Raw genomic sequence first — 22,213 nt, forward strand, 5'->3', positions numbered from 1 at the left:
CTACCCCAGCGGGGCCGCTTGCGCCGGCAAGCTGAAGCTGAAGATGGTGCCGCCGTCCGGATTGGCGGCGTGTTTCAGGCTGCCGCCGTGGAATTCGACGGCGCTGCGGCACACCGACAAGCCCATCCCCATGCCTTCGGCCTTGGTCGAGAAGAAGGGCGAAAACAGGCGTGCGGCCACTTCCGGCGCAATCCCGTGGCCCTGGTCGATCACGGCCACGCACACCTGGCCATGCGCGCAACTGGCGGCGATGCGCAGCAGGCGCCGGCCGGGAGCGATGTCTTGCATGGCTTCGATGCCGTTGCGCGTCAGGTTCAGCAAGACTTGCTCGAGCATCATGCGGTCGGCGCTCACGCACGGCAGGTCGGGCGCGATGCTGGTCTCGACCATCACGTAGAATTTGCGCGCCTGCAGTTCGATCAGGGCGTAAATGCCGTCGACCAGGGCATGCACGCCGATCCGCTGGCGCTGCGGTTCGCGCTTTTTGACGAACTCGTGGACGCTGCGGATGATCTGGCCGGCGCGCTGGGCTTGCAGGCTGGCCTGTTCCAGGGCCGGCTGCAACAGGCCGGCGTCGACGCTTTGTCCTTGGGCGCTGGCCCGTCCCAGCACGTTCAGGGCGCCGGTGGTGTAGCTGGCGATGGCCGCCAGCGGCTGGTTCAGCTCGTGCGCCAGCATCGAGGAAATCTCGCCCATGGTGGCCAGGCGCGCGCTGGCCTGCAACTTTTCCTGCTGCTGGCGATTGAGTTCTTCGACCCGTTTCAGGTCCGATATATCGAGAATCGAACTCATCCAGCCGGTCTGGCGCGCGTCGCTGTCGACCAGCGGCGCTTCGAAAATGAGCACCGGCACGCGCACGCCGTCGCTGCGCTGGAAGATGGTTTCGAACTGCTCGGTCGCCTGGCCCGCCAGCACGGCGGCGAAGCGCTGCTGGTAGACCGCCATCGCTTCCGGCGCCCAGTAGGGCATGGGCGGGGTCTTGCCCAGCAGTTCCTCGGCCGGCAAGCCGACCATCTTGCAAAACGCCGGGTTGACGTAGGTGACCCTTCCTTCCAGGTCGCGCGCGCGCAGGCCGGTGACCAGCGAATTTTCCATGGCGGTGCGAAACGCCATCTGCTGGCGCAGCGCGCCTTCGGCCGCCAGGCGGCGCGCGATGTGGCGCCACAGCGCCATCAGGCTGGCCAACAGGCCCAGCGCCAGCAGCACCACCGAGCCGACCAGCAGATTGGGCAGCAGGCGCGGTTCGCTCTTGACGCTGTCGGTGGCCAGCATGAGCGTGGCGCCGGTCAGGTCGAGCGCGCGTTTGTGGGTGTACACGCCGCGCCCGGGACCGGCGGCGGCGCGCTTGGCCAGCACGCCATCGTCGCGGTCGACCAGGGAAATGGCGTTATCCTGCGCGAACCACCAGGGCACGGTTTCGTCGAGCAGGATCTTCAGGTCGACCGTGGCCACCAGGCTGCCCGCGTAGGCGCCGTCGCGAAACAGCGGCAGGTGGTAGTCGAGCAGGTGCTGGCCGGGCAGGGCACCGGCGTACGGTTCGGCGTAGCGCCCGAGGCGCCCGGCGCGCGCCATCTCGGCGGCGTCCCGGGCCGGCGCGCGCAGGGCCGGCGCGCCGGGCGCGGCGCTGGCCGCCTGCAGGCGCAGGCCGGGGTCGAACCAGCGCACCTGCTCGAGCTCGTGGCTGAGCTTGAGCATCTGGGCCAGGCGCGCCTGCAGCGCGGGTGCGGCCAGCTTGCCCTCGGCCAGTTCGGCGCCGAGCGCGGCCAGCGCTTCTTCGTTGCGGGTCAGCTCGAAACGGATGGTTTGCTCGACCCACAGTGTGTCGGCAATCAATTGTTCCTGGCGCTCGGTGGCTTCCATCTGGCGCGCCTGCCACGGCAGCCAGAACAGTACCGCTAAAAACAACAGTACCAACAGTACCGGTAACAGCCAGCGCCAGGGGCCGCCAAGCACAAAGGGAGGCCTTGCGGGCCGCGCGGTTGAAGTCATCATCACACCTTGTCCGTAATAGTCGGTCTTGGCTATTGTGGATATCCACTGTTGCAGTGCAGAATGTAGGTCGGAATTCCGCATTGCGGTCAAGAAACGTTGGTTTTCGTAAATATGGAGATAAGTATGAAAATGAAGTCGTTCGTCGTCGCGCTCGCCGCCACACTCAGTTTCAATGCATGGGCGCAAGCGCCGATCGTGATCAAGTTCAGCCATGTCGTGGCAACCGATACCCCCAAAGGCCAGGCCGCCGAGCGCTTCAAGGAGCTGGCCGAGAAAGCCACCAAGGGCCGCGTCAAGGTGGAAGTCTACCCGAACAGCCAGCTCTACAAGGACAAGGAAGAGCTCGAAGCCCTGCAACTGGGCGCGGTGCAGATGCTGGCCCCGTCGCTGGCCAAGTTCGGTCCGCTGGGCGTGAAAGAATTCGAAGCGTTCGACCTGCCGTACATTTTCCCGACCAAGGCCGCGCTGTACAGCGTGACCGAGGGCCCGATCGGCAAGAGCTTGCTGCAAAAGCTCGAGCCAAAAGGCATTACCGGCCTGGCGTACTGGGATAACGGCTTCAAGGTGATGTCGGCCAACAAGCAGTTGCGCGTGCCGGCCGATTTCCGTGGCCAGAAGCTGCGCATCCAGTCGTCCAAGGTGCTCGACGCGCAGATGCGCGCACTCGGCGCCAATCCGCAGGTGCTGGCCTTCTCCGAGGTGTACCAGGCGCTCCAGACCGGCGTGGTCGACGGTACCGAGAATCCGCCGTCGAACATGTTCACCCAGAAAATGCACGAAGTGCAGAAGCACGTGACCCTGTCCAACCACGGCTACCTGGGCTATGCCGTCATCGTCAACAAGAAGTTCTGGGATGGCTTGCCGGCCGATATACGCACCAGCCTGACGACGGCGATGCGCGACGCCACCACGTTCGAAAAAGCCATCGCCCAGCGCGATAACGACATGGCGCTGGAAGCGATCAAGAAAACCGGCAAGACCGCCATCTACACGCCAAGCGCCGCCGAACAGGCCGAATGGCGCAAGGTGTTGTTGCCAGTGCATAAACAGATGGAAAGCCGTATCGGCGCCGAGCTGATCGCCTCGATCAACAAGACCGCCGCCACAGCGAAGTAAACACGCAGGTCCCGGGCGGGCGCCGCGCCATGCGGCGCCCGCCCGCACGCATTTCTCCATTCCCTTTCCTTGATTTACAGATTCAACATAAGGATTCGACATGAAATTTCTCGACCATCTGGAAGAGTGGATCATTGCGAGCCTGATGGGCGCAGCCACGCTCGTTGTGTTCGTCGCGGTGGTCCACCGCTACCTGTCCGGCCTGCCCATTCCCGTGGTGCAGGACTGGCTGATTCAAGTCAATACCAGCTGGGCCCAGGAACTGTGCATCTACATGTTCGTCTGGATGGCCAAGTTCGGCGCGGCCTACGGCGTGCGCACCGGCATCCACGTCGGCATCGATGTGCTGATCAACCGCCTGGACACCCCGTGGCGCAACAAGTTCATCGTGTTCGGCCTCTTGGCCGGGGCGACCTTTACCGCCATCGTCGGCACCCTGGGCGCCAATTTCGTCTGGCACATGGCGCACACCGACCAGACCTCGTCCGACCTCGAAGTGCCGATGTGGCTGGTGTACCTGGCGGTGCCGCTCGGGTCCTACCTGATGTGCTTCCGCTTCATCCAGGTGGCCGTGCATTTCATCCGCACCGGCGAGCTGCCCAAGCATGACCACGGCCATGTCGAAGGCCTGGAAGACGAGATCGCCGCAGCGAAAGGCGGTGCCGCATGAGCGCCCTCATCATCTTCAGCCTGCTGATCGTCCTGATGCTCACGGGCATGCCGATTTCGATCTCGCTCGGCCTGACCGTCCTGACCTTCCTGTTCACCATGACCGACGTGCCGATCCAGTCGGTCGCGCTCAAGCTGTTTACCGGCATCGAGAAGTTCGAAATCATGGCGATTCCGTTCTTCATTTTGGCGGGCAATTTCCTCACGCACGGCGGGGTGGCGCGGCGCATGATCAACTTCGCCACGGCGATGGTCGGCCACTGGCACGGCGGCCTGGCATTGGGCGGCGTGGTGGCGTGCGCGCTGTTCGCGGCGGTATCCGGTTCCAGCCCGGCCACGGTGGTGGCGATCGGCTCGATCATCCTGCCGGCCATGGTGCGCCAGGGCTATCCGCGCGGCTTCGGCGCCGGCGTCGTTACCACCTCGGGCGCGCTCGGGATCTTGATTCCGCCATCGATCGTGATGGTGATGTATTCGGTCACCACGAATACCTCGGTCGGCCAGCTGTTCATGGCCGGCGTGGTGCCGGGCATCATGCTGGCCAGCCTGCTGGGCCTGACCACCTGGTTCCTGGCGCGCAAGCATAACTATCCGCGCATGCCTAAGGCGAGCTGGGGCGAGCGCTGGCTGGCCTTCCGCAAGAGCGCCTGGGGCTTGCTGCTGATCGTCATCGTGATGGGCGGGATTTATTCGGGCAAGTTCACCCCGACCGAAGCGGCCGCGATGGCGGCGGTGTACGCCTTCATCATCGCCGTGTTCGTCTACAAGGACTTAAAGCTCAAGCAAGTGGCCAAGGTGCTGCTCGATTCGGCCTCGATGTCGGCCATGCTGCTGTACATCATCACCAACGCGATGCTGTTCTCCTTCCTGATGACCAGCGAAGGCATTCCGCAAGCGATGGCCGCCTGGATTACCGGCCAGGGCCTGGGCGTGGTCAGCTTCCTGCTGGTGGTCAATATCTTGCTGCTGTTGGCGGGCAACGTGATGGAACCGTCGTCGATCGTCCTGATCATGGCGCCGATCCTGTTCCCGGTGGCGATGAAGCTGGGCATCGATCCGGTGCACTTCGGCATCCTGATCATCGTCAACATGGAAGTGGGCATGTGCCATCCACCGGTCGGGCTCAATCTGTACGTGGCCTCGGGCATTACCAAGATGGGCATTTCGGAATTGACGGTGGCGGTGATGCCGTGGCTGTTGACGATGCTCGGCTTCCTGGTGATCGTGACCTACGTACCACAGATCTCGCTGTGGCTGCCTAATTTAATTTACAAGTGAAATATATTTTCCCCCACCGTGAAAAAAAAGCCACATTTTCTTAAATCAAATAAGTTATGATGGGCACCGATCCAGCACCATACTGGTGCGGATGGGGGCGAACGGATTGCAGGTTGGGGGAGTGGGAAGATAGAAGAAACGGTAGTCCATACCGGAGAAATATCGAGGAGACACGCGTTTTACAGAATGCTGTTGGCATGTCCAAACAGCCGGGAACGTGAATAAAGTTTGGAACGCACCGCGAGGTGCGTTTTTTTTTCGTCTGCCCGAAAGCGCGGCGGATTGGTTTGACGCCGTCTCGGCATATACTCTCGTGTATGAACCCTCAAGCAGAGCACATGTTTTCCGCCATCGTGGAGGCGCCCTTCGGCGCGGTCGGCATCCGCACCGACGCGGGCCGCGTGCGCGAACTGGTGTACCTGCCGCCCCATTTCGGTGCGAAAGAGGCGCTTGACCCGGTCGCCGCGCTGGCCGCGCAGCAGGTCGGGCAATACCTGCGCGATCCCGATTTCCGCTTCAGTTTGCCGTTGCTGGAGGCCGGCAGCGTCTTCCAGCGCAAGGTGTGGGAAGCGATCGCGTCGATCCCGCGCGGCACCGTGCGCACGTACGGCCAGGTCGCCAAACACATCGGCTCGGCCCCGCGCGCGGTGGGGCAGGCGTGCGGCGCCAACTGGTTTCCGATCATCATTCCGTGCCACCGGGTCACCGCCGCGGGCGGGCTGGGCGGCTTTTCGAACCATGACGATGAAAATGGTTTCCACCTGGGCGTCAAGCGCTGGCTGCTCGCGCACGAAGGGGCCGGCAAGGGACCATGGCAACAGCAATCAATCTTCAACTGATCGACGCCTTCTGCGACCAGCTGTGGCTCGAGCAGGGCCTGGCCAAGAATTCGATCGACGCCTACCGGCGCGACCTGCGCCTGTTCGCGCGCTGGCTCGAAGTGACGCGCCCGGCGCTGGCCAGCCTGCACGCGGTCGGCGCCAGCGAGCTGGAAGCGTATTTTTCCGACCGCCATGCCGAGTCCAAGCCGAGCACGGCCAACCGGCGCCTGTCGGTGCTCAAGCGCTTTTACCAGCTGGCGCTGCGCAACAAGGATGTCACGGCCGATCCGTGTTTGCAGATGGCGTCGGCCAAGCAGCCGCAGCGTTTCGTGCATACCCTGACCGAAGCGCAGGTGGAAGCCTTGCTGCAGGCGCCCGACGTGAGCACCCCGCTCGGGCTGCGCGAGCGCACCATGCTCGAAGTGATGTATGCGAGCGGCCTGCGGGTGTCGGAGCTGGTGACCTTGAAAATGATGGAGCTGAGCCTGAACGATGGCGTGCTGCGCATCACCGGCAAGGGCAGTAAAACGCGGCTGGTGCCATTTGGCCAGGAAGCGCGCCGGTGGATCGAGCGCTACCTGAAAGACGCGCGTGGCGTCATCCTGAACGGCCAGGTGGACGATGCGCTGTTCGTGACCGGGCGCGGGGGACCGATGACGCGCCAGATGTTCTGGATCCTGATCAAGAAGCATGCGGGCACGGCGGGGATCACGGCGCCCTTGTCGCCGCACACCTTGCGCCACGCGTTCGCCACGCATTTGCTCAATCACGGGGCCGACTTGCGGGTTGTGCAACTTCTGCTGGGGCATGCCGATATTTCAACGACCCAGATTTACACCCATGTTGCGCGCGAGCGCATGAAGCGACTGCACGCCGAGCATCACCCACGTGGTTAATTCAAATGCCGAACGCATAACTGCGTCATAATGCTAAGTAAGTGTGCAGAAATTATTGTGATTTCTAGCGAACAGAAGCGGATGCCTGGCAAGGCGCACGCCGCGACGCAGTGCGAGCACTGCTAGCGGTGGGCAACACAGCAAGGCGCCGCTTATGGAAGCTGGAAATTACAAGAATTTATGTGCACTTACTTAACTTACTACCCCCCCCTTTCTTTTATAACCCAAGAGGTGATCCATGGCTAAAACTAATTTCCAGTACGAAAAGCGGCAGAGGGAATTAGAAAAAAAGAAAAAGGCGGACGAGAAGGCCAAGCGCAAGCTGGAAGCCAAAACGACGCCTGGCGGTGAAGACAATGAGGCGCCGGATGACGATGACGCCGAGGAAGCGAAGCCGGAATAGGCAAGGCCTCTCCCGGCCACTGGCGCAGGCAGGTCCGGCCAGGTTCGCGCCGGGACCGGCAGCCGGCGCAGCGCCTCGGCAAGCGGCCGGCAAACCTACTTTTTGTTCACCTGGCGTGCGGTGTCATGGTACTGCCAGAGCACATTGACGATCTTCCACTCGCTGCGCTGGTTCTTGTACAGGTGCATATAGTCGATCCACTCGTCGGCGCTCAGCTTGACGGTTGCCACACGCTGGTCGACATCGAGGATCTTGATGTCCACCCGCGGCTGCGCCGGAAATTTGCTCCCGTCCCGGTTGTAGGTCTTGGCGACCTTGACCATGGCGTCGAAATCGGTCTGCATGATGAATTCCGTGCCGTCGGCCGCCTGCCAGTAGGTGCGCTTGGCGAGCTTGGGATCGAGGCCGCGTTCCATGCGCGCCGGATCGGCCTCGTGTTGCGACTCGATATAGTCGCGCACCGCGCGCTCGATCAAGGCATTATCGGTGGCATCGGCCGCCTGCGCCATCAGCGGCGCTGCTGCGCACAGCAAAAACAGTAAAGAGCGTTGCATGGGTATCCTTCGTTGGCAGGCGCGACGCGCATGGGAACCTCAAACCGGTCCCCATGCCATCGACGCGTGTTGCGATTCAAAAATGGCGCGGCTGGTCAAACGCCGAGCGCGACCTTGTCTTCTTCATGCCGGCCCTCGTGCTCGTCCTTTTGATCACCCTTGAACCAGCGCGCCGCGCGCTTGCCCAGGCTGTCGAGGTAGGTGTACGCCACCGGCACCACCACCAAGGTCAGCAGGGTTGAGGTAATCACCCCGCCGATTACCGCGCGTCCCATCGGCGCCTGCGATTCGCCGCCGTCGCCCATGCCGATCGCCATCGGCAGCATCCCGAAGATCATCGCCAGGGTCGTCATCAGGATCGGCCGCAGGCGCACTTGCCCCGCTTCCAGGATCGCATCGTGCTGGTTCTTGCCCTCGCGCTGGCCGTGATTGGTGAAGTCGACCAGCAAGATCGCGTTCTTGGTCACCAGCCCCATCAGCATCACAATCCCGATCACCGAGAAAATATTCAGGGTGCTGCCCGTCACCAGCAGGGCAATCAGCACCCCGATCATCGACAAGGGCAGCGACACCATGATCGCGATTGGCTGCAGGAAGCTGCCGAACTGCGAGGCCAGCACCAGGTAGATGAAGATCACCGCGATCCCCAGCGCCGCCCCGGCCGCGCCCATGGTTTCGGCCATCTGCTCGGCGTCGCCGCCGACGTCGAAACGCACGCCGTCGGGCAGCGTGATGCTCTTCATGGCCAGCTTGACGTCGCCGTCCACGTCGCCGGTCGGACGCCCTTCGGCGCTGGCGTAGATCGCCACCCGCCGTTCCAGCGCCTGGCGCTTGAGCACCTGGGGGCTGGTCGACGGCACGAATTCGACCACCTGGCGCAGCGGCACCATCACCGGATTGCCATCGGCATCGCGCTTGGTCGAGGCCACCGACAGGTCGGCCAGGTCGGCCACCTTCTGGCGTCCCGACTTGGGCAACTGCACGTTGACGTCGTAATTCTGTCCGTCCGGCGCCAGCCAGCGGCTGATCTGGTCGCCCGCCACGAAGGGCCGCAGCGCCAGCCCGATCTGCTGGGTCGACAGCCCCAGGTCGCTGGCCAGTTCGTTGTTGATCTTGACGATGGTGGCCGGGTTGGCCCCTTCCTGGCTGTATTCCAGGTCGGCGATGCCCTTGATGGCGCGCATCTTGTCCATCAACTGGTGCGCCACGGCGTCGAGCTTGGCTTCATCCTGGCCCAGGATCGCGATGAAGATCGGCTTCCAGCCGACCGACATGGTGATCCCGGCGACCGCTTGCAGGCGCTCGCGGATCAGGCGTTCGACTTCCTTCTGCGAGCGCCGGCGGGTCTTGTTCCGGTCTGTCAGTTTCAGGTTCATCTGGGCCGTGTGGCGTCCGTTGTCGGTGCCCACGGTGGTGATCGCGCTATCGATGTCCTTGAACTCCTTGAGCGCCGCTTCGACCTGCTGCATCTTCTGGTCGGTGTATTCCAGGCTCGACCCGACCGGGGCCTTGAACTCCATGTGGATATAGCCGTCGTCGGTTTCCGGGAACATCTCGCCGCCGATCAGCGGGGTCAAGGCCAGGCTGCCGACAAACAGGGCGGCGGCCAGCGCCAGGGTGGCCTTGCGCCAGCGCAGCGCCAGTTCCAGCACCTTGCCGTACCAGAGGTGCAGGCGTTCGATGCCATGCTCGATTCTCTCCATGCCGCGCCCGAGCCAGGGCAGGTACTTGAAACGGTCCTTGACCGGGTCGCGCCACACCGACGAGAGCATCGGGTCGAGCGTGAAGCTGACGAACAGCGACACCATCACCGCCACCGCCACCGTGATCCCGAACTGCAGGAAGAAGCGTCCGATGATGCCTTCCATGAAAGCGACCGGCACGAACACGGCCACGATCGCAAACGTGGTGGCCATCACCGCCAGCCCGATTTCGTTGGTGCCGTCGTTGGCGGCCTGGTGGTGGCTCTTGCCCATGCCGAGGTGGCGCACGATGTTTTCACGCACCACGATGGCGTCGTCGATCAACAGGCCGATGCACAGCGACAGGGCCATGAGCGTGAGGAAGTTGAGCGTGAAACCGAAGAACTTCATGGCGATGAAGCTGGCCATCACCGAAATCGGCAACGTCAACCCGGTGATGATGGTGCTGCGCCACGAGTGCAAGAACAGGAACACGATCAGCATGGTCAGCAGCGCGCCTTCCACGATGGTGCGCTTGACGTTGTCGAGCTGCTTTTGCACGCGCTCGGACTGGTCTTCGACGATGGCGAGGTGTATATCGGCCGGCAAGGTGGTGCCGAGCGCCGTCACCGCCTTCTTGACTGCGGTGCCCACTTCGACCACGTTGGCGTCCTGGATCTTGGTCACTTCGAGCGTGATGGCGCGCTTGCCGTTGATGCGCGAGATCGAGGATTCTTCCTGCTCGCCGTCGATCACATCGGCCACCTGGTCGAGGTACACCGGGCCGCTGGCGCGGCGCGCCACGATAATCTTGTTAAAACCGCGCGCATCCTTGATCTTGCCTTCGATGCGCACCAGCCGTTCGGCCGCGCCATACGCGATATTGCCGGCCGGCAGATTGGTGTTGGTGCTCTGGATCGCGCGCAGCACTTCGTCCACGCCGATGTTCTGGCTGGTCAGGCCATCGGGCCGGATGTGCACCAGGATCTGGCGGTTGGTGGTGCCGTGCACGCGCACCTGGCCGACGCCGGCCACGCCTTGCAGGCGCTTGGTGATGACTTGCTCGGTCAGGGTCGACAGTTCGCGCAGCTTGCGGGTGTCGGACATGAGCGACAGTTCGACGATGGCGCGGCTGTTGTCGCCTTCTTCACGGGCGATGAACGGTTCCTTGGCTTCCTTCGGAAATCCGGGGCGCGCCAGCCCGATCTTGTCGCGCATGTCGGTCATGGCCTTGTCCATATTGGTCGACAGGTGGAATTCGACCTGCACCCCGGCCCGGCCTTCCCAGGAATTGCTGCGGATTTTCTTCACGCCGCTGACGGTGTTGATGGCGTCTTCGAGCGGACGGGTGATGTCGTTCTCGACCTGCTCGGGCGAGGCGCCGGGGTAGTTGACCTGCACGTAGGCCACCGGAATGGCGACATTGGGCATGCTTTCCACCCCCAGCCGGCGGTACGAGAACAGGCCGAGCACGACCAGCGCCACCATCACCATCGTGGCGAACACCGGATTCTTGATACTGGTTGTTGTGATCCACATGGTGTCAGCCTTTCGGGGCGGCGGGGGCCGCTGGCGCCGTGTTGGCGGCGGTGGCGGCCGGCTCGCTGAGCTTGACCTGGCTGCCCGGCTTGACCGCATCTAACCTGGCGGTGATCACGCGCGCGCCCGGTTCGATCCCTTCGGTCACTTCGACCATGCCTTCATCTTCGTTGCGCAGGCCCAGGGTGACCGGGCGCGAGACCACCTTGCCGGCTTCGACCACGTAGACCACGTCCTTCTCCTTGTCCTTGCGCAGGGCCGCGAAAGGCAGCAGCGGGCGCACGGCGGACTTTTGCGTGGTGATCGATCCCTTGGCGAACATGCCGCCGCGCAGGGCGCTGTCGGCATTGTCGACACTGATATAGACCAGCATCGCGCGCGAACCGGTTTCGGTGGTCGGGTTGATGCGCGTCACCTTGCCGGTAAAGGTGCGGGCCGGATAGCCGTCGACCCGGAAGTTCACTTCATGGCCGATTTTTACACGAGGAATGTCGGAGGCCGGCACCTGCGCCTCGAGCGTCAATTGCCTCAGGTTGACGATGGAAAACGCCGGCATGTCGGGCGAGAGCTTGTCGCCCGCCTGCACGTGGCGCTTGCTGACCACCCCGGCCAGCGGCGCGCGGATGACCGTGTCGTTCAAGGCGATGCGCGCCAGGTCGACCTGGGCCTGGGCCGCGCGCACGCTGGCGCGCGCCAGCGCCACGCTGTTGTCGGTGGTGTCGTAAGCGTTTTGCGAAATGTATTTTTGCGCCAGCAAAGCGCCGCTGTTGGCATTGTTCTTGGTGGCCATCGACAGGCGCGCGCTGGCCTCGTCGAGCGCGGCTTGCTGCTGCGCCAGGCGCGCTTTCTGGTCGGCCTGGTCGAGGCGCGCCAGGACCTGCCCGGCGGCCACGTTCATGCCTTCCTGCACGGTCGTTTCCAGCACCTGGCCGGAAACCTTGGACTTGACGGTGGCCTGGGTCAGCGGCGCCAGCGAGCCGGACAGCGGCATGTTCACGCTCAGGGCGGCGCTAGCAACCGCCGCCACGTCGGCGCGCGCCAGTTCGTACACCGGCTCGGCCTTGGCCGCCGGTGTTGCGGTGGCCTCGGCCGGCTTGGGGCCGGCCAGGGCGAACCAGGCGCCGGCGCTGGCGGCGACGACCAGTACGCCGAGCGCGGGGGCGCGCCAGCGTGGCTTGCGAAGGGGAATCTGGGCCGGCGCGCTGGGCAAGGTCTCGAGTTTCATGGTGGCTTGGTCTTCTTCTGGTCGGACGGGTGGCTGGAGGCGGTTCGGGAGCGCCGCCGCTCCGTCCCGGGTGCGGGATGGAGGCAGGTGCGCATGTTGTCACTATAGAAAATGCGCGCCGCGCGCGCACGCCGAATGCGACAGACCGCCATTCCGGCACGACGAACTGCAAAAAAACCCGACAAAGCGCAAATTTTGCGGATAAGAAACAATTCTCCCGGCCTTGGCTTTGCGTGCGCGCAAAAGGAACCGAACCCGCGTGGTCAGAATGGGTCTAACTACTATTCACGATACGGACCGGCCAGCCGCCGGCCTTGACCAATGAGATGAAGGGATTACCGTGAGTGCCAACAAACCTGCCGAAGCGGGCAGTATCGAGCCGGAAGGACCGGGACGCGAAGCGCTCGACGTCCTGTACCGCTTCGTCGCTGCCCTTGAACTGGCGCCGACGGTGGCCGTGCATAGTACCGACCGCAACGGCATCGTGCGCTACTGGAACCATACCTGCGCCGACGTGTTCGGCGTTTCCGCCGCCGAGGCGGTCGGGCGTCCCCTGACCAGCCTGGCCTCGCACCTGGAGCGCGAGGAAGACTTCAAAAACACCCTCGAATCGGTGTGGAAGACCGGGCGCACGGCGCCGCCGCGCGACTGGCGCATCCGGCGCCTCGACGGCGCCGAGCGCTGGCTGTATTCGACCCACTTCCCGGTGCTGCGCGACGGCGTGACGCAGCAATTGTTCTGCATGGAAGTCGACATCAGCAAGCGCAAGGTCGACGAGGCCGAGCTGATCGAGGCGGGTACGAACTTCCGCCAGTTGTTCGAACGTTCGACCGACGCCATCGTGCTCATCAAGGGCAACAGCATCGTCGATGTCAATCCGGCCGCCGTGGCGCTGTTCCGCTGCGGCGGCCAGCAAGACCTGGTCGGCAAGACCCTGCTCGATTTTTCGCCCGAGGTGCAGGCCACCGGCGAAACCTCGGTGGTGGCCGACGCCGCCCTGACGGCGCACGCTTTCATCGACGGCAACTATCGCTACGAGTGGGAATTTTGCCTGGCGGACGGCACCCATATCTGGGCCGAAGTGCTGCTCACCTCGGTCACCCTGGACCACGAATTCCTGTCCTACGCGGTGCTGCGCGACATTTCCCCGCGCAAGGCGGCCGAGCATGCGCTGGCCATGGCGGCGCGCGTGTTCGAAAATTCGCGCGACGCCATCCTGATCACCGACCGCCATTACCGGGTCATCGCCGTCAACCAGGCGTTCACCACCTTGAGCGGCATCGAGGCGGGCGAGGTGATGGGCGGCGAAGTGCCGGGCTTGCGTTCGGGCATGCACGAACCCGCGTTCTACCAGCAGATCTGGGATTTTGTCGCCGTGCACGACCACTGGGAAGGCGAGGTCTGCTGCGTGCGGCGCGAGGACGACGATTACCCGGTGTGGGTGGCGGTCACGGCGATCCGCGACAGCGCCGAGCAGGTCTCCAATTACATGGCGATCATGACCGACATTACCGAGCGCAAGCGTGCCGAGGAACAGACCCGCCACCTGGCCGAACACGACTTCCTGACCGACCTGCCGAACCGCGTGCTGTTCCTCGACCGCCTGCAGCAGGCGCTGGTGTCGGCGCGGCGCCAGCACAACAAGGTGGCGGTCATGTTCCTCGACCTGGACCGCTTCAAGGGTATCAACGACAGTTTCGGCCACCACGTGGGCGACGCCGTGCTCAAGGAAGTGGCCACGCGCCTGACCGGCTGCGTGCGCGGGGTCGATACGGTCAGCCGCCAGGGCGGCGACGAGTTCGTGGTGATCCTGGCCGACATCGGCGGGGTCGACCAGGCCGCCCACGTGGCCACCAGCGTCATGCGCGCGGTGGCGCAGCCGGTGCGCAGCAATGGCCACACGATCAGCCTGTCGGTCTCGATCGGCATCGCGATCTGCCCGGACGACGGGCTCGACGTTGATACCCTGTTGCGACATGCCGACGTGGCCATGTATCACGCCAAGCAGAACGGGCGCAACGCCTTCAGTTTTTTCAACGCCGACATGAACGCGCATGTCATCGAGCGGGTGCAGATCGAGAACGAATTGCGGCACGCGCTGTCGAACGAGGAGTTTTTGCTCGAATACCAGCCCGAGGTCAACATCGCCACAGGCCTGACCATCGGCGTCGAAGCGCTGCTGCGCTGGCGCCATCCGCAGCGCGGGCTGCTCATGCCGCACCAGTTCATTCCCGTGGCCGAAGAATGCGGGCTGATGGTGCCGATCGGCGAGTGGGTGCTGCGCCAAGCCTGTTCGCAGGCGCGCGCGTGGCGCGATGAAGGCTGTCCGGTGGTGGTGGCGGTCAATTTGTCGGGCGCGCAGTTCCTGCACGGCGGGCTGGTGCACAGCGTCGATGAAGCGCTGCGCCTGTCCGGGCTGGCGCCCGAGTTCCTCGACCTGGAAATCACCGAAAGCGTCATCATGCGCGGCGACGAGGCGACCGTGGCCACCGTCGCCGCCCTGCGCGAGCGTGGGGTGCAACTGACGATCGACGACTTCGGCACCGGCTATTCGAGCCTGAACTTCTTGCGCCGCTACCCGTTGACCAAGCTCAAGATCGACCGCTCCTTCGTGGACGAGATTCCCGAGTACGATACCACGGCCAACCTGATTCCCGCCATCATCGCGGTGGCGCGCAGCCTCAAGCTGCGCGTGATCGCCGAGGGGGTCGAGACGGCCGAGCAGCTGATGTTCTTGCAGCAGCACGGCTGCGACGATTACCAGGGCTATTACGCCAGCATGGCTTCGACCGAGCCGGACCTCAAGCCGCGCCCTCGTTAAACCCGCGCGGGCCGTCGAACAGGCGGATGCGCGCCAGCACCTGGCCGTGGTCGGACGCCTCGGGCAGCTCCAGCACCACGTGGTCGTTCAGGTAGACCACGTCCACCACTTCGCCGATGGCGTTGGGCAAGGCAGCGTTGAATTCTTCCGACACCAGGATGTGGTCGATGGTCGTGTAGTGGCTGTCGTGCACGATGGAAAAACCCACATGGCGCAGATGGTCTTGCCGCTGCTGCAACTGGTAGGCGTCGAACATGCGGTCGCCCAGGGTGTTGCCGTTGCCCAGCACGAGCATGGTGGTCACCGCGTCGGCCACGTCGTTGAAGTCGCCCAGCACCACGCGCGGACGGCGTTTTTCCTTGGCTAATTGACTCAGGAACACGCGCAGGGCGGCGGCCTCGGTGCCGCGCCGGATCAGCGAGCGCAGGCAGGCCAGCGCGTACAGTTGCGCATCTTCGCTATTGTCGCCATTGCGGTAGTCGGGGCGCTTGGACTTGAGGTGCACCACCACCACATCGACCGTGCAGTCGGGCGAGACGATCACCGGCGCATGGATCACGGCGCGCGAAAAGCGGTCGGCCTCGCGGCTGCCGGGCGGCAGCGCCACACCCTCGGGAAATGCCAGGTGCGCCACGCCGGGCGCGGCCAGCGGCAGGCGCGACACCAGCGCCACGCTCGGCGTGAGGCGTTCGGCGGCCGGATCGGGATCGAAGCCGACGTGAAAGGCGTTGCGGTAGCGGCGGGTGCGCGCCAGCGCGTCAAGCAGGGCGGCTTGCGAAAAGATCTCCTGGAAACCGATCACGTCGGCGTCGAGCAGGTCGATCTGGCGCGCGGTCCAGTCCAGCTTGGCCTCGTACTCCTCCGGGGTGGAGGGCAAGAGATTGTCGTACAGCTTCACGCCCGGTGGGGCGAGGTTGTACAGGTTAAACGTGGCAAAGCGAATTTCTTGCTGCATAATAAGAAACTCCTCATTGAACGTTTAGCGTATCACGCATGGCCAAGAAAGAGCATATTTCCGAAACACCGGCGACGCAGTTCCTGCGCAAGCACCGGGTCGATTTTTCAGAACACCCGTATCCGTACGAAGAACATGGCGGCACCTCGGTGTCGGCGCGCGAGCTCGGCGTGCCCGAACATACGGTGGTCAAGACGCTGGTGATGCAGGACGAGGCGGCCAAGCCGCTGATCGTGCTGATGCACGGCGACTGCAAGGTGTCGACCAAGAACCTGGCGCGCGCGATTCCCTGCAAGTCGGTCGAGCCGTGCAAGCCGGAGGTGGCGCAGCGCCATTCCGGCTACCAGATCGGCGGCACCTCGCCGTTCGGCACCAGGAAGGCCTTGCCGGTGTATGTGGAGCAAGGCATCCTGGCGCTGGAAAAGATTTATATCAATGGCGGGCGGCGCGGCTACCTGGTCGGCATCGCGCCGCAGGTGCTGGTGACGCTGCTGGCGGCGCGCGCGGTCAGTTGCGCGCTGGAAGAATAGGGCGCCCGGCCGCGCTGGTCCCTGTTCGGTGCGGGCCGTCAGGAGTATCTGTACGAGCTGCCGTTGAAGCCGCTGTTGTGTTTCCCTTTGAACACCATCGGGCCGTCCATGGTGACGCGCACGCGCTCGCCGTCCCATTGCAGCCAGGGCGTATTCTCGCTGCCCGGCTCCGAGGTCTGGCCCGACGGCCCCAGCGAGATCTGGTCGCCGTCGATGATGGCGGTGCCGATCACGTAGGTGTACACGCTGCTGTTGCCGGCCGCCGGGCTGCCGTTGAAGTCGAAGGCGCATTCGACCACTTGCTCGCCGTACTCCATGCGCATAATCGGCTTGAGCGAGGCCACCGAGACCGAACCATTGCCCAGCGCCGAGTAGACGCTGAACACCAGCGCCACCCGTCCGCCCGAGAGCTGGGCCACGGCCGGATTGACTTCGACCGTTTCGGTGGCCGGTTGTTTGGCGGAGGCAAGCTGGACGTCGCCCATGTGGTGCACATAGGGCGCGCTGTCGAAGGCGCCGGAACGGTCGGGCGCGGTGATGAATTTCATGCGGCCATCGGGCAGCAGCAGGCCGACGCGCAGGTCGAGGTCGTCGTTGCCGCTATTGTTGTCGCCGTTGTCCTGCCAGGTGGCGCGCACCACCAGCTTGGCGGGCGCGCCCGCGCCTTTGACCAGCGAGACCACATGCCGCTCGCTGGGCTTGGTCAGGGTGACCTTGGACAGCGACACCCTGGGAGCCGCCGGAGCCACCGGAGCCGCCGGGGCCTTGGCGCCGGTATCTTCCGCGCCGCCGTAATGGGCGAGCAGGGCCGACAGGCCGCCGGCAAAGCCCTGGCCCACGGCGCCGTAGCGCCAGGCGCCGTCGCGCAGATACAGTTCACCGACGATGACCGCCTTTTCGGTGTCGAAATCGGCCCCGGAAAAACCGAAGCGCGCCGAACCCAGGGTCATCGCGCTTTGCCCGAGGCGCTTCATGTCGCCCTCGCCATCGATGGAGGCGGCGAACACCAAGCGCTCGATGCTGGCCGGCAGCCTGGCCAGGTCGATCGCAAAGATGCTGGCGTCGCCGCGCGTGTCGTACTTGACGGCATCGGCGGGACTGGCCTTCTGGTTGAAAAAGATCATGAAGCGCTCGTCCGACAGGCGGCTGTTGGCGTCCAGCCCGAAGCAGGCAACGTCGATCACCAGCCCGGCCGGCGCCATCTCCACTGTGACGGTGAAGGGGCCGGAGCAGCCTATGTCGGCCAGCTTCCCTTTTTGTCCGCGTCCTATCTCGTTCATCTTCATCCTCAAAAAGTGGTGGCGCCAACGGTCACGCCTTGTGGCGGTGAGCTGGCGCTGCATGCGGGAATTATAGCGTGCAAAGAAGCCAATATTGCACGGATCGTCGTTTCTTTTGCGCAATATGCATGCGATCCGTGCAGCGTCCCGGTGTCGCTGCGCGCCAACTGCCGGCGGGGTGGAAGCGAGGTTGGCGCGGGCATGCGTCCCGGCCGGGGGTGATCGGGCCGCGACTATGGTGTATATTCACGCCCGGCGCGTGGCGCCTGTTCACAACACGAGAGACAATATGAATACAGCAATTTTCGCCATCGTCGCCTACCTGATCGGCTCGATTTCCTTCGCCGTGGTGATGAGCCGCGTGTACGGCCTGTCGGACCCGCGCACCTACGGTTCCAAAAACCCGGGCGCGACCAACGTGCTGCGCAGCGGTAACAAGGGCGCGGCGATCGCCACCCTGATCGGCGACGCCGCCAAAGGTTGGTTCGCGGTGTGGCTGGCGATTTTGCTGGCGCCCAAGTTTGGCGTGGGCACGGCCGGCATCGCGCTGGTGGCCATTGCGGTGTTCCTGGGGCACCTGTGGCCGGTGTTTTTCCGCTTCGTGGGCGGCAAGGGCGTGGCGACCGCGCTCGGCGTGCTGCTCGGGATCAACATCTGGCTGGGCCTGGCCACCGCGCTGGTGTGGCTGGCGGTGGCTTACACCTTCCGTTATTCGTCGCTGGCGGCGCTGGTGGCGTCGGTGTTCTCACCGCTGTATTTCGGGGTCATGTTCGGCATCAATGAACTGTTTTTCGCCGTCCTGGCGATGAGTTCGCTGCTGCTGTACCGCCACAACCAGAACATCGCCAACTTGATGGCCGGCAAGGAAAGCAAGATCGGCAGCAAATCGGGCGAGGCCAAAAAATAGGGTGTGCAAGTCGCTTGCGCCGCTTGGGGCTAGCAGCCTGTCGGACTTGGGGAGTCGAAGCGAAAAAATAGCTGGGCGAGGCCATATTTTGACGATTTCGCAGTGCCAATAGCGAGCTATTGGCCGAGAAAGCGGCGAAATATGGACCGTCCCAGGTATTTTTGCAGCCGACGATCCCAAGTCCGACAGGCTGCTAGAATGGAACGCCCGACTGACAGGAGCCCCTGGTGACCAAGCTGAAAATTGATTTTGTATCCGACATCTCCTGCCCCTGGTGCGTGATTGGCCTGAAGTCGCTGGAACAGGCGATTGGCCGCCTGGACGGCGTGGCCAGCGCCGAACTGCACTTCCAACCGTTTGAACTCAATCCGCGCATGGTGGCCGAAGGCCAGGATATCGGCGAACACCTGAGCGAAAAATACGGCGCCACGCCGGAGCAGGGCGCGCAGACGCGCGAGATGATCCGCGCACGCGGGGCCGAGCTGGGCTTTACCTTCGACATGGGTGCGCGCAGCCGCATCTACAACACCTTCGACGCGCACCGTTTGCTGCACTGGGCCGAGCAGCAGGGGCGCCAGCGCGAACTGAAAATGGCCTTGTTCGAAGCTTACTTCACCAAGGGCGACAGCCCGGGCGATCATGCCGTGCTGGCGCGGGTGGCGGGCGAAGTGGGCCTGGACGCGGCGGCGGCGGCCGAGGTGCTCGCCAGCGGCGCGTATGCCGCCGAGGTGCGCGAGCGCGAGCAGTTCTACCAGCGGCAGGGCATCCATTCGGTGCCGGCGATCATCATCAACGACCGTCATTTGATTTCCGGCGGACAGCCGCCGGACGTGTTCGAACAGGCGCTGCGCCAGATCGCGGCCGAATCGACAGACAACGTCACTTCAACGGAGCAATAAGATGCCAACAGCCAGCTGGAACGGCGCCGTGATTGCCGAAGCATCGGATGAGCACGTGCAGATCGTTGAAAACAATGTGTATTTCCCGATGTCGGCGGTAAAGCAGGAATATTTGCAGCCGAGCGCGACCGAGACCAAGTGCCCGTGGAAGGGGACGGCGAACTATTTCAGTTTGCTGGTCGATGGGGAAACCAATCGCGACGCGGTGTGGACCTACCGCGCGCCGTTCGATGCGGCCAGGCAGATTGCGGGGCATGTGGCGTTCTGGAAGGGCGTGACCGTTCAGCGTTGACCTGAAAACCGTCGTCTCCGGCATTGCCGGAAGCGGCTTCCCGTTTTGGTGCGCCGCACAATAACGGTGCCCAAAACCCCCATCGCGGCGCCTCCTGCCGTTAAATTCCCTCTCCCTCACTCTCGTTTCCCGCTGGCACGCCGCTTGCTGTGCTGTTGGTAAGGGCGCACGTCCGCGCCTCGCTTGCCAAACGAGGGAACCATGACCACCGACCGCACCACCAAGCTGACCCGCCGCACCCTTCTCAAGGCTGGCGCCGCCGTCTCGTTGACCGGCCTTGCCAGCGGCGGCGTGTTCGCCGCCGGTTCCGACAAACCCGAAAAAGAAGAGATCAAGGTCGGCTTCATCCCCCTGACCGACTGCGCCTCCGTGGTCATGGCCTCGGTGCTCGGCTTCGATAAAAAATACGGCATCAAGATCGTCCTGAGCAAGGAATCGTCCTGGGCCAGCGTACGCGACAAACTGGTCAACGGCGAACTCGACGCCGCGCACGTGCTCTATGGCCTGCTGTATGGTGTCCAGATGGGCGTGGGCGGCGCCAGAAAGGACATGGCGGTCCTGATGAACCTGAACCACAACGGCCAGGCCATCACCCTCTCCAAAAAAGTGGCCGACAAAGGCGGCGTGGACGGCGCCTCCCTCGCCAAGTTGATGCAAACGGACAAGCGCGAGTATGCCTTCGCCCAGACTTTTCCGACCGGCACCCACGCCATGTGGCTGTACTACTGGCTGGCCACCTACGGCATCAACCCGCTCAAGGATGCCAAGGTGATCACCGTGCCGCCGCCGCAGATGGTGGCCAATATGCGGGTCGGCAATATGGACGGCTTCTGCGTGGGCGAACCGTGGAACCACCGCGCCATCGTGGATGGGGTCGGCATCACCGCCGCCACCACCCAGGACATCTGGAAAGACCATCCCGAAAAAACCCTCGGTACGACGCTCGAGTGGGCCACAAAATACCCGAACAGCGCGCGCGCCCTGATCGCCGCCGTGCTGGAGGCGAGCAAGTGGATCGACGCCGGCCTCGTCAACAAGACCAGGATGGCCGCCACCATCGCCGACAAGTCTTACGTGAACACCTCGGTCGATGTGATCAACCAGCGCATCCTGGGGCGCTACCAGAACGGCCTGGGCAAGACCTGGGACGATCCGAACTGCATGAAGTTCTACAACGACGGCGTGGTCAACTATCCGTATTTGTCGGACGGCATGTGGTTCATGACCCAGCACAAGCGCTGGGGCTTGCTCAAGACCGAGCCCGATTACCTGGCCACCGCCACCAGGGTCAACCAGATCGCGCTGTACAGCGAGGCCGCCGCCATGGCCAAAGTAAGCGTGCCGACATCGCCGCTGCGCACGGTAAAAATGGTCGACGGAACGGTTTGGGATGGCAAGAATCCCAAAGCCTACGCCGATTCCTTCAAGATCAAAGCCTGAACCGGGAGCCCATGATGAGTGCCGTAATGGAATCGATGAACGCCGCCGCTCCGCTGGCCGCGCCCACGCCGGAAAAACGTGCGCGCAGCGAGCGCCTCGCCAGCCAGGGCGTGATATTGAGCCACGGAAAGCCGCCTCTGCGCGCCTTCTTCCTGGCCGTGCTGCCGCCGCTGCTGGGACTGGGCCTGCTGGTGCTGCTGTGGCAGATTTTGTCGCTCAACAACAGCAGTTTTCCTTCGCCCGCCGTCACCTTCGCCGAAGCGCTGCGCATGTTCGCCGACCCGTTCTACCGCAACGGCCCCAACGACCAGGGCATCGGCTGGAATATCCTGGCCTCGCTCAAGCGGGTGGCGCTCGGTTTCGGCTTGGCGGCGGCGGTCGGGATTCCGCTCGGCTTCCTGATCGGGCGTTTCAGCTTTCTGGCGGGCATGTTCAACCCGATCATCAGCCTGCTCAAGCCGGTCTCGCCGTTGGCCTGGCTGCCGATTGGCTTGCTGGTGTTCAAGTCGGCCGATCCGGCGGCGATCTGGTCGATCTTCATCTGCTCGATCTGGCCGATGATCGTCAACACCGCTAGCGGCGTGCAGCGCGTGCCGCAGGACTACATGAACGTGGCGCGCGTGCTGCAACTGTCGGAGTGGAAAATTTTCACCAGGATCTTGCTGCCCTCGGTGTTGCCGCACATGCTGACCGGCGTGCGCCTGGCCATCGGCACCGCCTGGCTGGTGATCGTCGCGGCCGAGATGCTGACCGGCGGCGTCGGCATCGGTTTCTGGGTGTGGGACGAGTGGAACAACCTGAACGTGCCGCACATCATCATCGCCATCGTCGTCATCGGCGTGGTCGGGCTGGTGCTCGAACTTGCCCTGGTGACGCTGGCCAAGGCCTTTACCTACGACGAAGCGGGGACCTGA

Annotated in this window: 19 protein-coding genes; 13 read left to right on the forward strand and 6 right to left on the reverse strand. The window is 63.8% G+C overall.

The genetic code is table 11. The features are described from left to right. On the reverse strand, window positions 1-1,989 hold the full coding sequence (locus F2P46_RS12250) for a PAS domain S-box protein (protein ID WP_166889915.1): 1,989 nt from the start codon (window positions 1,987-1,989) through the stop codon (window positions 1-3). 126 nt (window positions 1,990-2,115) lie between these two features. Between F2P46_RS12250 and F2P46_RS12255 the strand changes: the two genes are divergently transcribed. From F2P46_RS12255 to F2P46_RS12280, 6 genes are all read left to right on the forward strand, one after another. Beyond that, on the forward strand, window positions 2,116-3,108 hold the full coding sequence (locus tag F2P46_RS12255; RefSeq protein WP_166889503.1) for a TRAP transporter substrate-binding protein: 993 nt from the start codon (window positions 2,116-2,118) through the stop codon (window positions 3,106-3,108). A 100-nt stretch (window positions 3,109-3,208) separates the two neighbouring features. Further along, entirely contained in the window at window positions 3,209-3,778 is a 570-nt protein-coding gene (locus F2P46_RS12260; RefSeq protein WP_166889505.1) for a TRAP transporter small permease, read from the forward strand. Continuing rightward, window positions 3,775-5,055 (forward strand): TRAP transporter large permease subunit, encoded by a 1,281-nt coding sequence (locus tag F2P46_RS12265; RefSeq protein WP_166889507.1) that lies wholly within the window; start codon window positions 3,775-3,777, stop codon window positions 5,053-5,055. The genes F2P46_RS12260 and F2P46_RS12265 overlap by 4 nt, the downstream gene beginning before the upstream one ends. A gap of 338 nt (window positions 5,056-5,393) precedes the next feature. After that, entirely contained in the window at window positions 5,394-5,894 is a 501-nt protein-coding gene (locus F2P46_RS12270; protein WP_229509247.1) for a methylated-DNA--[protein]-cysteine S-methyltransferase, read from the forward strand. After that, window positions 5,867-6,772, forward strand: coding sequence for a site-specific tyrosine recombinase XerD (gene xerD, locus F2P46_RS12275; RefSeq protein ID WP_166889510.1), 906 nt, complete (start codon window positions 5,867-5,869; stop codon window positions 6,770-6,772). The genes F2P46_RS12270 and xerD overlap by 28 nt, the downstream gene beginning before the upstream one ends. A gap of 238 nt (window positions 6,773-7,010) precedes the next feature. After that, on the forward strand, window positions 7,011-7,175 hold the full coding sequence (locus F2P46_RS12280) for a hypothetical protein (protein WP_166889512.1): 165 nt from the start codon (window positions 7,011-7,013) through the stop codon (window positions 7,173-7,175). Window positions 7,176-7,270: 95 nt separating this feature from the next. Here the strand turns inward: F2P46_RS12280 and F2P46_RS12285 are convergent, their stop codons facing one another. The 3 genes from F2P46_RS12285 to F2P46_RS12295 form a co-directional block, all read right to left on the reverse strand. Beyond that, window positions 7,271-7,729: a nuclear transport factor 2 family protein gene (locus F2P46_RS12285; RefSeq protein WP_166889515.1), complete on the reverse strand. Its 459-nt coding sequence runs from the start codon at window positions 7,727-7,729 to the stop codon at window positions 7,271-7,273. 95 nt (window positions 7,730-7,824) lie between these two features. Further along, a complete protein-coding gene (locus F2P46_RS12290) occupies window positions 7,825-10,950 on the reverse strand; it encodes an efflux RND transporter permease subunit (protein WP_166889519.1) in 3,126 nt (1,041 codons plus the stop codon). 4 nt (window positions 10,951-10,954) lie between these two features. Continuing rightward, on the reverse strand, window positions 10,955-12,175 hold the full coding sequence (locus tag F2P46_RS12295; protein ID WP_166889522.1) for an efflux RND transporter periplasmic adaptor subunit: 1,221 nt from the start codon (window positions 12,173-12,175) through the stop codon (window positions 10,955-10,957). Window positions 12,176-12,515: 340 nt separating this feature from the next. Here F2P46_RS12295 and F2P46_RS12300 point away from each other — a divergent pair, with 340 nt between their 5' ends. Continuing rightward, window positions 12,516-14,996: an EAL domain-containing protein gene (locus F2P46_RS12300; RefSeq protein ID WP_166889525.1), complete on the forward strand. Its 2,481-nt coding sequence runs from the start codon at window positions 12,516-12,518 to the stop codon at window positions 14,994-14,996. Here F2P46_RS12300 and F2P46_RS12305 read toward each other — a convergent pair. Next, entirely contained in the window at window positions 14,977-15,951 is a 975-nt protein-coding gene (locus tag F2P46_RS12305; protein WP_166889527.1) for an endonuclease/exonuclease/phosphatase family protein, read from the reverse strand. The two genes, F2P46_RS12300 and F2P46_RS12305, sit on opposite strands and share 20 nt — an antisense overlap. 38 nt (window positions 15,952-15,989) lie before the next feature. Between F2P46_RS12305 and F2P46_RS12310 the strand changes: the two genes are divergently transcribed. Further along, window positions 15,990-16,481: an aminoacyl-tRNA deacylase gene (locus tag F2P46_RS12310; RefSeq protein WP_166889528.1), complete on the forward strand. Its 492-nt coding sequence runs from the start codon at window positions 15,990-15,992 to the stop codon at window positions 16,479-16,481. A 38-nt stretch (window positions 16,482-16,519) separates the two neighbouring features. Here the strand turns inward: F2P46_RS12310 and F2P46_RS12315 are convergent, their stop codons facing one another. Next, complete coding sequence (locus F2P46_RS12315; RefSeq protein WP_166889530.1) at window positions 16,520-17,761, reverse strand: TerD family protein; 1,242 nt, start codon at window positions 17,759-17,761, stop codon at window positions 16,520-16,522. A gap of 289 nt (window positions 17,762-18,050) precedes the next feature. On the opposite strand from F2P46_RS12315, the gene plsY reads away from it, so the two are divergent. From plsY to ntrB, 5 genes are all read left to right on the forward strand, one after another. Beyond that, window positions 18,051-18,668, forward strand: a complete 618-nt coding sequence (plsY, locus tag F2P46_RS12320; protein ID WP_166889532.1) for a glycerol-3-phosphate 1-O-acyltransferase PlsY — start codon at window positions 18,051-18,053, stop codon at window positions 18,666-18,668. Window positions 18,669-18,892: 224 nt separating this feature from the next. Further along, window positions 18,893-19,567, forward strand: coding sequence for a DsbA family oxidoreductase (locus tag F2P46_RS12325; RefSeq protein WP_166889918.1), 675 nt, complete (start codon window positions 18,893-18,895; stop codon window positions 19,565-19,567). Between the two features lies 1 nt (window position 19,568). Next, the gene (locus F2P46_RS12330) at window positions 19,569-19,859 is read left to right on the forward strand and encodes a DUF427 domain-containing protein (protein ID WP_166889534.1); all 291 of its coding nucleotides are present in this window, start codon (window positions 19,569-19,571) and stop codon (window positions 19,857-19,859) included. Between the two features lie 201 nt (window positions 19,860-20,060). Continuing rightward, complete coding sequence (locus tag F2P46_RS12335) at window positions 20,061-21,299, forward strand: CmpA/NrtA family ABC transporter substrate-binding protein (RefSeq protein WP_166889535.1); 1,239 nt, start codon at window positions 20,061-20,063, stop codon at window positions 21,297-21,299. A gap of 26 nt (window positions 21,300-21,325) precedes the next feature. Further along, window positions 21,326-22,213: a nitrate ABC transporter permease gene (gene ntrB / locus F2P46_RS12340; protein WP_229509248.1), complete on the forward strand. Its 888-nt coding sequence runs from the start codon at window positions 21,326-21,328 to the stop codon at window positions 22,211-22,213.

Source organism: Massilia sp. CCM 8734, assembly GCF_011682155.1.
Taxonomy (GTDB): domain Bacteria; phylum Pseudomonadota; class Gammaproteobacteria; order Burkholderiales; family Burkholderiaceae_D; genus Telluria_A; species Telluria_A rubra.